Below are 14,949 nucleotides of genomic sequence, written 5' to 3'. Positions count from 1 at the left end.
TTTGAACGGCGAATGTGGCATGGTTGACGCCCATCGGCCTTCACCCCTTGCCGACCGGCGGGATCGTTTCGCTGTCCGCTGCTGTCCTAAATCGGGCCCTTGCTGTCCCCCTGCCTTTGCAGGAGGTTTTCAGGCGTGTTTGAGGCCGGGCGGCCGGCTGACCGGGTGGGAAGTGGATAGTCCGCCGTCCACCACGGTGATCTGGCCATGCACATAGCTGGCCGCATCAGAGGCAAGGAACAGCGCGACCTTGGCGATCTCTTCGGGCTCCCCGCCTCTGCCCAGCGGATTGAGCAGGCCGATCTTGTCCTCCAGCCCCTTGGCCCGCGCATTCTCGTAAAGCGGCGCGGTCATGCCGGTTTCGATCAGGCCGGGGCAGATGCCATTGATGCGCACACCCGTGCCCGCCAGCTGCTGGGCCGCGGTCTGCACCAGATTGATGACGCCCGCCTTGGATGCGGAATAGGGCGCCGGCCCTGCCCCAGACCGCAGGCCCGCGACAGAGGCCGTGCAGACGATGGCCCCGCCCCCGCTGTCACGAATAACCGGCGCGGCGTGCTTTACCGCGCAGAATGGGCCCACCACGTTCACACGTAGGACTTCCGCCCAATTGGCGGCATCGCTGTCGAAAAACCCGCCACGCGCGGTGCCGGTAATCCCGGCATTGGCGAAGAAGACATGCAGCCCGCCAAAGGCCTCCTGCGCCTGCTTCACCAGCGCGGCAATGTCAGCCTCGTCCGCGGCATCGCCGGTCACCGCGATGGCCTGGCCGCCAGTGTCCTTCACCGCCTCCGCCACCTCGGCAACAGCGTCCGAACGGTCAAACAGCACCACTTTCGCGCCCTCTGCCGCAAACAGCAGCGCACTGGCCCTGCCGATGCCGGATGCCGCCCCGGTGATGCAGGCAATCTTGCCCGAAAGCTGCCCCATCAGATCCCCGCCCCGATGGTGACGCCGCCATCGATCACCATCATCTGCCCGGTCATCCAGGCGCCCGCATCGCTGGAAAGATAGACGGCGGCGCCTGCAATATCACGCGGTTCTCCGAGCCGTTTCATCGGGGTGGCAGCAGCGGTGCGATCGTGGGTTTTCTGGTCTTCCCACAGGGCGCGGGCAAAGTCCGTCTTCACCACGCCCGGCGCGATGGCATTGATGCGAATATTGTCCTTGCCGACTTCCACGGCGTAGTTGCGCACCAGCTGGAAATCCGCGGCTTTCGAGATGTTATAGGCCCCGATCATCGCGGATCCGCGCAGGCCGCCGATGCTGGAAACCACCACGATCGCGCCGCCGCCGCTGGCCCGCATATCCGGCAGGGCAAGCTGCACCAGCCAATGGTTGGAGAGGACATTGTTGTCCAGGATCTTGCGGAACTGTTCATCGCTGATCCCGTCCAGCGATCCGTAATAGGGGTTGCTGGCGGCATTGCAGACGAGGATGTCTATCGGGCCCAGCTTCTCGTGCGTTTGCGCCACCAGACGCTCCAACGCGTCCTTTTCCGAAATACTCGCCGCGATGGCGATGGCGCGGGTTTCGCCGTGCTTTTCGTTGATGGCCTTTGCCACTTCCTCGCAGGCGTCCTGCTTGCGGCTGGAGATGACGACGCGCGCGCCGTGATCGGCCAACTCCTCCGCAATGGCGCGGCCTATCCCGCGCGATGATCCGGTGATGACGGCGATTTTGCCGGTGCAATCGAACAGAGACATGTCGTTAACTCCTTGAAACGGTTTGAAATCAGGCCCCGGCCTTTTTGGCAAAATTCAGCGCGGCGGCAGCCAGCGGCTCCACCATGGCGGCCTTTGCCTGCGCATCCTTGCTGGAGGCATTGCCATCGATGATGCGCTTCTTGATGCCCTGCAGAATGCCCACGAGGCGGAAGAGGTTGTAGGCGAAATACCAGTTCATATCGGGCACGCTGCTGCGTCCCGTGGCATCGCAATAACGCCGGGTAATCTCCTCCAGCGAGGGGATGCCGAGTTCAGCCAGGTCCACCCCGCCGATCTGCGCGTTCTCCCGCGTGCGCGGCAGTGCCCAGTTCATGGCGAGATAGGTGAAATCGGCCAGCGGATCGCCCAAGGTGGAAAGCTCCCAATCCAGCACCGCGCGCGCCTGCGGCGCATCAGGGGCATAGATCAGGTTATCGATCCGGTAATCGCCGTGGATCACGCTGGTGCGCTCCTGCTCCGGCACGGTATCGGGCAGGAATTCGATCAGCCGCTCCACGGCGGGCAATTCGTCAGTCTGGGCGGCGCGGTACTGCTTGGTCCAGCGGTTTACCTGCCGCTCGAAATAATTGCCCGGCGCGCCGTAATCGCCAAGGCCCGCCTCCTGCGGATCCACGGCGTGAAGCTTTGCCAGCACGTCCACCAGTTCAAGGTAGATCGCGGTCCTTTCCTGCCTGTCGCACTGGAGCAAGGTGCCATCCCAGAACACCCGCCCTTCAACCATGCTCATGATATAGAACGGCGCACCGATCACTGCCTCATCCTCGCACAGCGCAAAAGGCTGCGCGACCGGCAGGCCGAGCGGATGGAGCGCGCTGATCAGGCGATATTCGCGCTCCACCGCATGGGCCGACGGCAGGATCTTGCCGAACGGCTTGCGCCGCAACACGTAACTGCGCCCGCCGCAGGAAATGCGGTAGGTCGGGTTAGATTGCCCGCCGGAGAACTTCGTCACCGATTCCAGCGGACCAGCAATGCCCGAATGCGCCGCAATCCAACTCCCCAGACGCCCGCCATCGAGGTCAGCGAATTTTGTATCGTCGATTTTGTCGTTCACGCCGCCAATTCTCCCATTTGAAGATACCATACGTTCGAAACTTGGAAGAGGACAACCCAAAACCGATTATCCTTTTGCTTGGCGAAAGGGGTTCTTTGCGGCATGGGAGCGCCATGGAAGCGAAAGTTACTGCCCCCGCCCGCGGCAAACCGAAGGCGCAACGCGGCGCGCGCTACCAGCGCAAGCGCGATGCCCTGTTGGATGCAGCGACGGTTCTGATCAACGAGCACGGCGCGAAGGCCACCACGCTGCAGGCGGTCTCCAAGGCTGTCGAGTTAAGCACCACCAGCGTGACCTATTACTTCCCGCGAAAGGACGTGCTGGCAGCCGCGGTTTTCGAGCGTGCAATCGGCCGTCTACGCGAGTTCGTGGACGAGGCGGCGAAGGAGCAGACTCCGCGTGCGCGGGTTCGCCGTCTGCTGGAATTACACATAAACCTGCGCGCGGATGTTATCGCGGGCACCGCTGTTCCCATCGCCACGCTATCCGAAGTGCGCACGCTGGACGATGCCATTCGTGAGCCGTTGCTGGAACAATATGTCGACCTGTTCCGCGCAACCCGCGCGCTGTGGGGCGATTTTTCCGCAGAGCAGAAACCCCTGCTGACTGCTCGCACCCACCTGTTGCAGGAAACGATTTTCTGGATGCCGGTGTGGCTGGCCCGCTTCCCGGTGGACGAATTCGCGCGCGTGCTGCGCCAGCTTTTCGACCTGTTCGATCATGGTCTGGCCCTGCCTGAAACCACTTGGGCGCCAATTGATCTCGCCCGCAACGCCGATGGAGAACCGCTGGGCGATGAGGAGCGCGGGGCGCCCAACTTCCTTGGCGTGGCGACCCGGCTGATCAATGAGAGCGGATATCGCGGTGCGTCGGTCACGCGCATCGTTGATGAGCTGCAGGTGACGAAGGGCAGCTTCTACCATCACCTCGACACAAAGGATGACCTTGTGCTGGAGTGTTTCCGCCGCACCTTCAGTCGGCTGACCGCGGTGCAGACCGCTGCAGGCGAAACGGGCGAGACACAATGGAAGCATCTTGAGGCGATCATGAATTACCTGATCGACCTGCAGTTCGAAGGGGAATTCCCGCTTACTCGAACATCCGCCCTGCAAGCCCTGCCCGCCGATGTGCGCAACGAAGTGCTGGCAAAATCGGATGAGGCCGCGCTGCGATTTGGCAATACACTGGTGGAAGGCGCGCAGGAGAGATCTGTCCGCGTGGTGAATCCGCTGATTGCCAGCCAGACGATCGCCGCCATGCTCAACTCCGCATATGATCTGCGCAACTGGGCCGCCACGATGGACCGCAAGACCGCGATCCGGATTTATGCATCGTGCCTGACGCGCGGCATGTTCGCCGATCCCGCAGAAATCCTGGGCACAGGATGACGCTGACGCCCGAAGATATCGGACGCATGGTGAAGCTGGAGGGCGCCCAAAACTTCCGCGACTTTGGCGGCTACCCGACAGCCGATGGAAGGCACGTCAGGCGAGGAAGCCTGTTTCGCTCCAACCGCCTTTCGCAACTGACGCAGGCTGACATCGCCATGCTGGACGAGGCTGGCATCGCGACGATCTTCGACTTGCGCGCCCCGCGCGAGCGTGAGGCGGACCCCACGGCGTGGACGGCCCCGCATCTGGACATTCACTCCTGGCCCCCTGGCCACAAGCGGCGGCTGGTGGACATGGCCATGGACTATCCGCAAACCGCCGCTGGTGCAGAATCGCTGATGCTGGAATTCTATGCGGAATTGCCGCGCACGATGGCGCACGCCTTTGCCGATATCATACGCCGCATTGCCGAGGGCGAGATGCCCTGCATCATCCACTGCTCCGCCGGCAAGGATCGCACGGGAATGGCGGCGGCCCTGATCCTGAGCGCGCTGGACGTGCCGCGCGATCTGGTTCTGGACGATTACGCGATGACCGACCGGATCGTGGCCAGCGAGGATGACATGGCCCGCTCTCTATTCATTGGCCGCGATGGCGGTGAACGCGCGAAGAACGCGATGCGCGACAAGTTTCCGCCCGAAGCGATCGCCGTGATGCGATCGGCACGGCCCGCTTTTCTGCAAAGCGCCTTTGCCGGCATCGATGGCGAATACGGATCCCTTGCGTCCTTCTTCACAGCCATCGGCATCGACGAAAACGTCAAGCAGGCACTCGCATCGCGCTTGCTAGAACCCTCACCATCCTGACGGAGTAAAGATCATCAAGGCTCTCCTCTCGACCGGGCCCGGCGGCCCTGAAACGCTGGAACTTACTGACATCGACGCGCCAGACCCCGGCAAGGGCGAACTGGCGGTGCGGGTGCTCGCCTGCGCGATCAACTATCCCGATGTCCTGATTATCGAGGACAAGTACCAGTTGCGTCCTCCCCGCCCCTTCGCACCGGGCGCGGAAATTGCAGGCGAAGTGACTGCTGTTGGCGATGGCATTGAAGGCTGGAACGTGGGTGACAGGCTGATTGCCGTTCCCAGCTATGGCGGCTTGGCAGAGCAAATCGTCATCGATTCCCGGCGCGCCTTCCGCATGCCCGAAGGTGCAGATCCGGTGGCCGGTTCGGCCCTGCTGATGACCTATGCCACCACGATCCACGCGCTGAAGGATCGCGGCGATCTGGGCGATGGGCAGACGTTGCTTGTGCTGGGTGCGGCAGGCGGCGTGGGGCTGGCGGCGGTGGAAATCGGCAAGGCCATGGGCGCGCGCGTGGTGGCCGCGGTATCCAGCGAGGAAAAGGCCGAGGCAGCCCGCGCGGCTGGCGCGGATACAACGCTTATCTATGGCCGCGCGCCGTTTGACAAGGAGCAGAGCAAGGCCCTTTCCGCGGCTTTCAAAGAAGCTGTCGGGCCAGATGGCGCCGATGTCATCTACGATCCCGTGGGCGGGGATTATTGTGAGCCTGCGCTGCGCTGCATCGCGTGGGAGGGGCGTTACCTCGTCGTCGGTTTCCCCGCGGGCATTCCCAAGCTGCCGCTCAACCTGACCCTGCTGAAAAGCTGCGACGTGCGCGGCATATTCTGGGGCGGCTTCGTGGCCCGCGAACCGCAGCGCAATGCGGAGCATGTCGCGCAGCTGATGCGCTGGTGGCAGGACGGCACGATCACCCCCCGCATCGACGCTACCTATCCTCTGGCCAAGGGCGGCGAAGCGATCCGCAGGCTGGCGGAGCGCAAGGCGGTGGGCAAGGTCGTCGTGACCATGGATTGACGTACTTCATATTCGGCAATCGCGTGATTGCAGGGAATATCACCATTCCCTCTTTTCAGAAATTGTAATTCACCGTTGCCACGGCGGCGTTCATGCTCAATGATGGGGCTTCGCGATTCGTGCGAGGGAGAGAGCATGCGAAACCGCTTTACCGATATGTTCGGTGTTGAATTTCCGATCATGATGGGCGGCATGCAATGGGTGGGCCGTGCGCCGCTGGTTGCCGCCGTGGCGGAGGCTGGCGGACTTGCTGTGCTGACCGCGCTGACGCAGGCGACACCAGAGGATCTGACGAAGGAAATCGCGGCAACGCGGGATCGGACGGACAAGCCGTTCGGCGTCAATCTCACTATCCTGCCAACCATGAAGCCGCCGCCTTACGCAGAATACCGGCAGGCGATCATCGAGGCGGGCATCACCATTGTCGAAACTGCTGGCCACCGCCCGCAGGAGCATGTCGAGGATTTCAAGAACAACGGCGTAAAGGTGATCCACAAATGCACCGCCGTGCGCCATGCCCTTTCTGCCCAGCGGATGGGGGTGGACGTTATCTCCATCGACGGGTTCGAATGTGCAGGCCATCCGGGTGAAGACGATATCGGCGGACTGATCCTGATCCCTGCCGCTGCCGATGCTCTGGATATACCGATCATCGCCAGCGGCGGCATTGCCGACGGGCGCGGCCTGGTTGCCGCGCTGGCGCTGGGGGCGGAAGGGGTGAACATGGGCACCCGCTTCCTCGCCACGCAGGAATGCCAGATCCACGGCAATGTGAAGGAGCGGATCGTCGCCAGCACAGAACGCGACACCAATTTGATCTTCCGCAATCTTCACAACACCGCGCGGGTGGGCAAGAACAGCGTCTCTGACGAGGTGGTGGATCTGCTGTCCAGGCCGGAGGCCGAATTCCAGGACGTGGCCCACCTCGTCGCCGGGGCGCGCGGCAAGAACGTGATGGAGGAAGGCAACCTCGATGACGGCCTCTATTGGGCCGGAATGGCGCAGGGGCTGATCCACGATGTGCCCACCGTCAAGGAGTTGCTGGACCGCATCATGCATGACGCGCGCAGCATCTCGGGTGAGCGCCTGCCGGGGCTGCTGGGGTGACAGGTTTCGCCACCCGTGTCCGCCGCGAAGGCGGTGTGCATACCGGGCCATACCGTCGCCCCCGCCAGATGCTGAGCCAGCAATCGGTGTCGGGCAACGCTTCCATTCATGATGACGGCACGGCGAAGGAGCTCGGCTTTTCAGGCGGGACGATCGAGGGGCCGACCCATTTCACCCAGTTCGAGCCGCTTGCCGAGAGCGTCTGGGGCGACGAATGGCGACGGTCGGGCTGCATATCGGCCCATTACCGCGCACCGGTTTTCGAGGGCGAGGCAGTGCGCGCCATCGCCACTCTCAGCGAGGAACGGCCTGACTACGCCGCGATCCGCATGGAGAAGGAGGATGGGACCGAGGTCCTGACCGGCTCCATGTCCGTTGGCGAAGAACCGCCGCAAAGCGCCTTGCGCGCGCGGCTTGCAAAGCTGGAGCCGCTGGCCAATCCGGTGCTGGTTGCAGATGTGCCGATTGGCGCCCGAACCTCCCGCATTGCCGCTGGTGTGCAACGCGATGTCAGTATGGGGGACCTCTATCCGTTCAGCCTTGCCGAAAAGCTGGCGGTCATCACGGAGCCCAACCTCCGGTTCGAGCGTGAATTGCCGTTCGAGATGATCTCGGTCCTCGCCAATTCCATTGCCGATCAACAGCCCTTCGCGGTGAAGCGGCCCAGCGTGGGTCTTTTCGCCGATCAGGAAATCCGCCTGCACGATGGGCCACTGCGCGTTGGCGAGACCTTTCAAATAACCCGCGAAGTCATCGCGCGCACCGGCAGCCGCAAAACGGAATCACTGTGGGTGGAATATCGCATTTTCCGCTCCGGCAAGGATGATCCGGCGGCAACGATGCTGCTCAACCTCGCAACGCTGAAGGCGAGCTATCCTGATTACGATGCCGATGCCCGCGCTCTCTATGGGGAGGAACTTGATGCCTGATTTTCAGACGCTCGACCTTGAAATCGACAATGGCCTGGCGGTGGCGACGTTCAACCGTCCGGACAAGATGAACACCTTCAACCCCGCGATGATAAGGGACCTGCTTGCCCTGTTCGATCTGACCGATGCCGATGACGCTGTTCGCGCGGTGATCCTGACAGGATCGGGCCGCGCCTTTTGCGCCGGGGCCGACCTTGGCAGCGGCGGCGACACCTTCGATTATGACAAGCGCGAAGGCAGGGAGGATATCGGCGGAGTGAACCGCGACGGTGGCGGCATGGTTACGCTGCGCATTTTCCGCAGCCTGAAGCCCGTTCTGGCCGCATCCAATGGCGCTGCCGTGGGGATTGGCGCGACCATGCAGCTGCCGATGGACTGGCGCATGGCGGCAGAAGATTCGCGCTACGGCTTCGTATTCTCGCGGCGCGGGGTTACGCCCGAAGCATGCTCCGGCTGGTTCCTGCCGCGCATCGTCGGCATGGCAAAGGCGCTGGACTGGGTCTATTCCGGCCGCGTTTTCGATGCGCAGGAAGCGCTTGACGCAGGCCTGGTTCAATCGCTGCATGCACCGGACGATCTCCTCGATGCAGCGAAGGAGAAGGCGCTGGAAATGACGTCTGCATCAGCGCCCGTTTCAGTGGCACTTGCGCGACAGTTGCTGTGGCAGGGGCAGACGATGGCCCACCCGATGGACATGCATCGGATCGACAGCCGCGTGTTCGCCTCGCGTGGGCGCTCCACCGATGTGCGTGAGGGCATCGCAGCCTTCAAGGAAAAGCGCGCCGCCCAGTACCCTGCCACCGTGTCGGACGATTTGCCCGATATGAGCTGGGCAGACGAGCCGCCTTTCGCATGACACGAATCCGCTCCGTAACGTTGCACTCCACTCCATCTCTCGGGGTGTGCGATGCGGGGCGAGAGGGGGCCGGGTTCAGCGACCCGGTCCCCGACTGGACAATTGACAGGAACCTTGCAGGATGACGCAACCAGCTGACGCAACAGGCCGGGTGCTTCCGGCAAAAGCCAGTGTCGTTCTGGCCATGCTGCTCCTCGTCTATATCTTCAACTTCCTTGACCGGATGATGTTGTCGATCCTGGCAACACCCATCCAAGCTGACCTTGGCCTGTCGGACAGCCAGATGGGCCTGCTGGGCGGGCTCGCCTTTGCGGTGCTCTATTCCACACTCGCCGTCCCGCTTTCTGCCGTTGCAGACCGCACCAGCCGCAGCATGGTGATTACGATCGCGCTGGTGTTCTGGAGCGCGTTCACCGCGCTATGCGGGGTCGCGCAGAATTTCATGCAGATCTTCCTCGCCCGCGTTGGCGTGGGCATTGGCGAGGCAGGCGGCGTGGCGCCAAGCTATGCCATAATTGGCGACTATTTCCCGCCGCGCCGCCGGGCCACCGCGCTGGCGATCTATTCGCTAGGCATCCCCATCGGCAGCGCCGTGGGCGTGATGGGCGGCGGCTGGATCGCATCCACAATCGATTGGCGCGTCGCCTTCTTCGTGATGGGAGGCCTGGGCATCCTGATTGCACCGGCATTCAAACTGCTGGTGAAGGATGTTCCGCGCGTGGATAGCGCGGAAACGCCTGCGCAGCCCGCCCTTTCGATCACGGCGGTATTCCTCATCCTGGCAAAGAAGCCCTCCTTCTGGTTCATGGCTTTTGGCGCCGCTTTCAGCTCAATGCTCGGCTATGGCATCGGCTTCTGGAAACCCAGCTTCCTGATCCGCAGTTTCGAACTGGACCTGTGGGGCGCGGCGCTGTTTTCCGGCGGCGTGCTGCTTATTGGCGGCGTAACCGGCATGCTGGCGGGCGGCACTTTGGCAGACAGGCTGGGCGGCGACAGGAAATGGTATCCCCGCCTGCCAGCCATCGCCTTCATCATCGGCGCGCCAATCTATGCCGCTGGCGTGATGACCGACAGCCTGACGCTGGCCTTCCTGCTGTTCCTGATCCCGCAAGGCCTGAACTACGTATGGTTCGGCCCCGTGCTGACGGCGGTCCAACACCTCGTGGAACCGCGCGCTAGGGCAACCGCATCGGCCATTTTCCTGCTCATCAACAACCTGATCGGCCTTGGCGGCGGGATCTATGCGCTGGGCGTGATTTCAGACCTCTATGCACCTGTCTATGGCGACGAATCCTTACGGATATCGATACTCACCGCCCTGCCGCTCTACTTTGTTGCAGGCATCCTGATGTTGCTGGCCAGCCGCAGCATCGCGCGCGACTGGATCGAAGAGAAATAGCAGCGCATCGCGTGATCAGCGATCACAGGGTGTCTGAATACATCTCCAGCAGTTCCGCCCAGGCGCGTTCCGCCTCGGCCTGGTTGTAAACCGGGCTGTCGAGCACGGTCCAGCCGTGGTCTCCGGCGTAGACCTCCACGTCGATATCCGCCGCGGCAGCCTCGGCAGCGGCACGCAGCGCGGTCTTGGCTTCGGGATTTTCGGCATCATCGTCCTGCGCAATGGCGATCAGCGCCTCTGCATCGGCGGCCATGTCGTCCAGCAGGTTTACAGGCGACAGTGCACCCTCGCCCACCAGCCCGCCGCCGTGGAAACTGCCGGCCGCTTTCACCCGCGAAGGCACGGCGGCGGCGGTAAGGATCGTCCACGATCCGGTCATGCAATAGCCCTGGTTGCCGATGCCGCGCGTGGTATCCACCGCGTCCTGCGCATCCAGCCATGCCACCACGGCGCGCGCCGTTTCCTGCACGGCCTCCGGCGTATTCGCCTCGCGCCAGGGGGTCACCTTGTTCCAGCCATCATTGTTGCGCCAGTCGTCGAAATCCTCGAACTGCTGGCCCGCCACGCTGCGATAATAGGGGTTGGCCACCAGCACGGCATAGCCCGCCTCTGCCAGCCGCCGCCCCATCTGGACCTTGGCCGGGCGCAGGCCCGCGATATCGGGCCACAGGATCACGGCAGGATGCGCTCCGCTGGCAGGATGGATGAACACCCCGTCAAAAGTGCCGCCGGGCGCAGCGAAAGTGACGGTGTTCTCCACCAACCCGCCTGCAGCAACGCTGCCCTCTGCCATCGGCGCGCATGCGGCGACCGCCCCGGCTCCGGCCAATGCGCCGAACTGGCGACGGTTGATCGAACCCATGTTCGCGGCCTGATCCTGTGTGCACATCGTTTCACTCTCCTGCCAAAAACGAAGGCATAGCATTGAGAGAAGTTGGAACGAAAGCTTTACAGTGATGCCGGAAAGCGGTTGTTGCGAAATAATTAACCAAGATCGTTCATTCGCAGTGACGGTTAACGGGGACGTTTATGCAAGTGGCGCTATTGTGCGGGGGACTGGGTACCCGCTTGAATGAAGAGACGGTTTCGAAGCCGAAACCCATGGTGGAAATCGGTGAGAAGCCGATGTTGTGGCACCTGATGCGCTATTACCGGCATTTCGGGCATTCCGATTTCGTATTGTGCACCGGTTACAAGGGTCACCTGATCAAAGACTATTTCATCAACTACAAATACAACGCCAGCGATATCCTGGTGGATATGGCGAAGGGCAACGTCACCCTGCTGGACGAACCGCAAGCCGATATGGACTGGACCGTCACCATCCAGGACACAGGAATTCCCACCCAGACCGGATCGCGCCTGAAGCAGGCTTTGAAGCACCTGAAGGACGATGTGTTCATGGCCACATATGGCGATGGATTGTGCGACGTGGATCTTGACCGCTTGCTGGCCCACCACAACGCATCTGGGAAGCTGGCCACCGTCACGGCTGTGCGCCCGTCGTCGCGATTTGGCGAACTGGGGTTGCACGGCGATTCCGTCACATCGTTCGAGGAGAAGCCGCAGACTGGCAAAGGCTGGATCAACGGTGGCTTCTTCGTTTTCAGCCGCTCCATCTTCGAGGACTTGCCTGACGATGACACGATAACGCTGGAAGCAGGCGTCTTGCAGCCACTGGCACGTGAAGGCCATCTGTCGGTCTATCGCCATGACGGCTTCTGGCAGTGCATGGATACACTGCGCGAAAAACAGCTGCTGGATCAGTACTGGCGCGATGATCGCGCACCGTGGAAAATATGGCGGTGATCGACAATTTCTGGCAGGATCGCCCGGTCTTCGTGACAGGGCATACGGGCTTTATGGGCGGCTGGCTTTGCGCCTACCTGATGCATCGCGGCGCGCGCGTTCATGGCTATGCGCTGCCCCTGCCCACCGATCCTAGCTTCTTCGACGCGACCGGGCTTGGCGAGCGGCTGGCCACATCAAAATTCGGCGACGTGCGCGATCTGGATGCGCTGACAGCAGCGATGCAGTCTGCCGCGCCATCGGTTGTGTTCCATCTGGCTGCACAGCCATTGGTGCGGCGTGCGCACGCAGAGCCTATGGAAACGGTATCGACCAACGTGATGGGCACGGCCAATCTCCTGGAAGCGGCGCGGCATGTGCCGTCCGTCAAGGCGATCATCGTGGTGACGACGGACAAGGTCTATCGCAATCTGGATCGTCAAGAGCCCTATACCGAAGACAGCGAGCTTGGCGGGCGAGAGCCATACAGCGCCAGCAAGGCGGCCAGCGAATTCATCGTGGACGCATGGCGGCATTCCTACCTGCATGCGCAGGATATCGGCGTTGCCAGTGTGCGCGCGGGCAATATCTTTGGCGGAGGCGACTGGGCGCAGGACAGGCTTGTGCCCGATGCCGTCCGTACTTTTGAAAAAGGCCAGCCGCTGGTGTTGCGCAACCCCAATTCCACGAGGCCCTGGCAACACGTGCTGGAACCGCTCCACGGGTACCTGACGCTGGCTGAGCGGCTTGTTTCAGACGGCGAGGAATTTGCTGGCGGTTGGAACTTCGGCCCCGCCCTCAATGATTGCCGCCCCGTGGGTGAACTTGCACAGCTGATGGCGCAAAGCTGGGGCACGGGCGCCAGCATCGAAGTTGAGCCCGACCAGCGCATTTTTGAAGAACAGTTTCTTTCGCTCGATTGCAGCAAGGCGCGCTCCGGGCTGGGCTGGCGCCCTCGCCTGTCGCTGGAGCAGGGCGTCGAGCAGGCCATCGCGTGGTATCGGGCCTATGCAGAAGGGGCGGACATGTGGAATTTCACCACCCGCCAGATCGAAGACATGGAAACGATGGAAGCAACCGCATGACCAGCCTGTGCCGCAATTGCCAGACCCCGCTGGAAGTGGTGGTGGCCGATCTTGGCATGTCACCCGTCTCCAACGAATTGCGTGACGAAAACACCGCGCAGAACCTTGGCCAGATGGTCTATCCGCTCAACGCGATGGTCTGCGAGAAATGCTGGCTGGTGCAGTTGACCGACGTGCAAACGCCGGAGCACTTTACCGAGGATTACGTCTACTTCTCCTCCTATTCCAGCAGCTGGCTAGAGCATTCATCAGCCTATGCATCGGCGATGATCGATGGATTGCGCCTGGATTACCAGAGCCTGGTGGTCGAACTGGCGAGCAATGATGGCTATTTGCTGCAGTACTTCAAACAGGCCGGGGTGAATGTGCTGGGCATCGATCCCACTGCCAACACGGCCAAGCGCGCGAAAGAACAGCACGGCATTGATACAGTCATCGATTTCTTCGGACTTGCTCTGGCTCAGCAGTTGGCGGCGAAGGGGATCGCGGCAGACCTGATCGCCGCCAACAATGTGCTGGCCCATGTGCCCGATCCCCGCGATTTCCTTGCCGGTGTACCGCATATCCTGAAGCCGGGGGGCACTTTCACCATCGAATTTCCGCACCTGTTGCGGATGCTGGAATCCTGCCAGTTTGACACGATCTATCATGAGCATTTTTCCTACCTCTCGCTGTTGGCGGTGGAAGCCATGCTGGGTGACGCAGGTCTGGAAGTTTACGGTGTGGAGGAGCTTCCCACACATGGCGGCTCCTTACGCGTATTCGCCTGCCACAAGGGCGCGGATATTGCCGATGCTGCGCGGGCGGAAGGTCTGGCCAAGGTCCGCCGTGATGAGAAAGCCGCGAAACTTGAGGTGGCAGATACCTATCGCGGTTTCGCGGCGGAGGTGGAGCAGCGCAAGTTCGATCTCCTCAGCTTCCTCATCAATGCTCGGCGCGAGGGCAAGACGGTGCTGGGCTATGGTGCGCCTGCGAAGGGCAGCACGATGCTGAATTATTGCGGCATCGGCCCTGAATTGCTGGGCTTTACCGTCGATCTCAGCCCGGTGAAGCAGGGCCATCTGCTGCCGGGCGTGAATATCCCGGTGCGCCACCCCGATGCACTGATGGAGGCGCGGCCCGATTACATCCTGATCCTGCCGTGGAACCTGCGCGACGAGATCGCCCTGCAATTGCAGGACGCCCGCGAATGGGGCGCGCAGTTTGTCGTCGCAATCCCGCAGATCGAAATATTCTGATGCGGTTTGAAGAAACCGCGATACCCGGCGTGTTCGATATCGACAGCGATATCTTCACCGACGAACGCGGCAGTTTCCAACGCGCCTATTGCGCCGATGAATGGCGTGATCACGGGCTGGAACCGGTGGAAGCGCAAAGCGGCATCTCTCGCAATCGCGCGCCCGCCACCCTGCGCGGACTGCATGTCATTCCAGAGCATGAGGGGCCAGAGCATGAGGGAGAGGCCAAGCTGGTACGCTGCATCCGTGGTCGCATCTTCGATGTCGCGGTTGATCTGCGTCCCGGCTCTGCCACCTACCTTGCGCATATCACGCGCGAACTGGATGCGGATCGCGGCAACGCGCTCTATCTTCCGCGGGGCGTGGCGCATGGCTTCATGACGCTGCAATCAGAATGCGACGTATTATACCAGTTTAGCCGCCCACATCGCGCCAACGTAGAGCGCGGCGTCAGGTGGGACGACCCCGACATCGCGGTTCCTTGGCCAATGCAGCCTGAAGTGATGTCAGAACGGGATCGCAACCTGCCTCTCGTCGCGCAATTCGACAGTATCTGA

Annotated in this window: 15 protein-coding genes; 11 read left to right on the top strand and 4 right to left on the bottom strand. The window is 62.1% G+C overall.

The genetic code is table 11. The features are described from left to right. Window positions 1-129 precede the first annotated feature (129 nt). From GRF63_RS02210 to GRF63_RS02200, 3 genes are read right to left on the bottom strand one after another with little or no spacing between them, the layout of a single operon-like run. Window positions 130-930, bottom strand: coding sequence for an SDR family NAD(P)-dependent oxidoreductase (locus GRF63_RS02210; protein ID WP_160484376.1), 801 nt, complete (start codon window positions 928-930; stop codon window positions 130-132). Then, window positions 930-1,706, bottom strand: a complete 777-nt coding sequence (locus GRF63_RS02205; protein WP_160484375.1) for an SDR family oxidoreductase — start codon at window positions 1,704-1,706, stop codon at window positions 930-932. Before GRF63_RS02205 ends, GRF63_RS02210 begins: the two co-directional genes overlap by 1 nt. Before the next feature lie 28 nt (window positions 1,707-1,734). Further along, a complete protein-coding gene (locus GRF63_RS02200) occupies window positions 1,735-2,781 on the bottom strand; it encodes a phosphotransferase family protein (RefSeq protein ID WP_337189594.1) in 1,047 nt (348 codons plus the stop codon). A 113-nt stretch (window positions 2,782-2,894) separates the two neighbouring features. Between GRF63_RS02200 and GRF63_RS02195 the strand changes: the two genes are divergently transcribed. From GRF63_RS02195 to GRF63_RS02165, 7 genes are all read left to right on the top strand, one after another. Then, a complete protein-coding gene (locus GRF63_RS02195) occupies window positions 2,895-4,169 on the top strand; it encodes a TetR/AcrR family transcriptional regulator (protein WP_160484373.1) in 1,275 nt (424 codons plus the stop codon). Then, on the top strand, window positions 4,166-4,978 hold the full coding sequence (locus GRF63_RS02190) for a tyrosine-protein phosphatase (RefSeq protein WP_160484372.1): 813 nt from the start codon (window positions 4,166-4,168) through the stop codon (window positions 4,976-4,978). Before GRF63_RS02195 ends, GRF63_RS02190 begins: the two co-directional genes overlap by 4 nt. Before the next feature lie 13 nt (window positions 4,979-4,991). After that, window positions 4,992-5,990, top strand: a complete 999-nt coding sequence (locus GRF63_RS02185) for a zinc-binding dehydrogenase (protein ID WP_160485340.1) — start codon at window positions 4,992-4,994, stop codon at window positions 5,988-5,990. Window positions 5,991-6,125: 135 nt separating this feature from the next. Continuing rightward, window positions 6,126-7,097 (top strand): NAD(P)H-dependent flavin oxidoreductase, encoded by a 972-nt coding sequence (locus tag GRF63_RS02180; protein WP_202131541.1) that lies wholly within the window; start codon window positions 6,126-6,128, stop codon window positions 7,095-7,097. Next, window positions 7,094-8,026: a hotdog family protein gene (locus GRF63_RS02175; protein WP_160484371.1), complete on the top strand. Its 933-nt coding sequence runs from the start codon at window positions 7,094-7,096 to the stop codon at window positions 8,024-8,026. The genes GRF63_RS02180 and GRF63_RS02175 overlap by 4 nt, the downstream gene beginning before the upstream one ends. Further along, window positions 8,019-8,882 carry a crotonase/enoyl-CoA hydratase family protein gene (locus tag GRF63_RS02170; protein ID WP_202131540.1) on the top strand — a complete coding sequence of 288 codons (864 nt, stop codon included), beginning with the start codon at window positions 8,019-8,021 and terminating at the stop codon, window positions 8,880-8,882. Before GRF63_RS02175 ends, GRF63_RS02170 begins: the two co-directional genes overlap by 8 nt. 121 nt (window positions 8,883-9,003) lie before the next feature. Continuing rightward, entirely contained in the window at window positions 9,004-10,281 is a 1,278-nt protein-coding gene (locus GRF63_RS02165) for a spinster family MFS transporter (protein WP_160484369.1), read from the top strand. A 22-nt stretch (window positions 10,282-10,303) separates the two neighbouring features. On the opposite strand, the gene GRF63_RS02160 is transcribed toward GRF63_RS02165, so the two are convergent. Then, a complete protein-coding gene (locus tag GRF63_RS02160; protein WP_160484368.1) occupies window positions 10,304-11,170 on the bottom strand; it encodes a dienelactone hydrolase family protein in 867 nt (288 codons plus the stop codon). Window positions 11,171-11,310: 140 nt separating this feature from the next. On the opposite strand from GRF63_RS02160, the gene rfbF reads away from it, so the two are divergent. The 4 genes from rfbF to GRF63_RS02140 are packed head-to-tail and all read left to right on the top strand — an operon-like array spanning window position 11,311 to window position 14,949. Then, window positions 11,311-12,090: a glucose-1-phosphate cytidylyltransferase gene (rfbF, locus tag GRF63_RS02155; RefSeq protein WP_160484367.1), complete on the top strand. Its 780-nt coding sequence runs from the start codon at window positions 11,311-11,313 to the stop codon at window positions 12,088-12,090. Further along, complete coding sequence (rfbG, locus tag GRF63_RS02150; protein WP_160485338.1) at window positions 12,081-13,154, top strand: CDP-glucose 4,6-dehydratase; 1,074 nt, start codon at window positions 12,081-12,083, stop codon at window positions 13,152-13,154. Before rfbF ends, rfbG begins: the two co-directional genes overlap by 10 nt. Further along, window positions 13,151-14,392, top strand: coding sequence for a class I SAM-dependent methyltransferase (locus GRF63_RS02145; RefSeq protein WP_160484366.1), 1,242 nt, complete (start codon window positions 13,151-13,153; stop codon window positions 14,390-14,392). The genes rfbG and GRF63_RS02145 overlap by 4 nt, the downstream gene beginning before the upstream one ends. Continuing rightward, entirely contained in the window at window positions 14,392-14,949 is a 558-nt protein-coding gene (locus tag GRF63_RS02140; RefSeq protein WP_160484365.1) for a dTDP-4-dehydrorhamnose 3,5-epimerase family protein, read from the top strand. Before GRF63_RS02145 ends, GRF63_RS02140 begins: the two co-directional genes overlap by 1 nt.

This window comes from Aurantiacibacter rhizosphaerae (assembly GCF_009807005.1).
GTDB lineage: Bacteria > Pseudomonadota > Alphaproteobacteria > Sphingomonadales > Sphingomonadaceae > Alteraurantiacibacter > Alteraurantiacibacter rhizosphaerae.
Note: the sequence above shows the minus strand (reverse complement) of the source record. Positions and strands in the feature narration are given on the sequence as shown.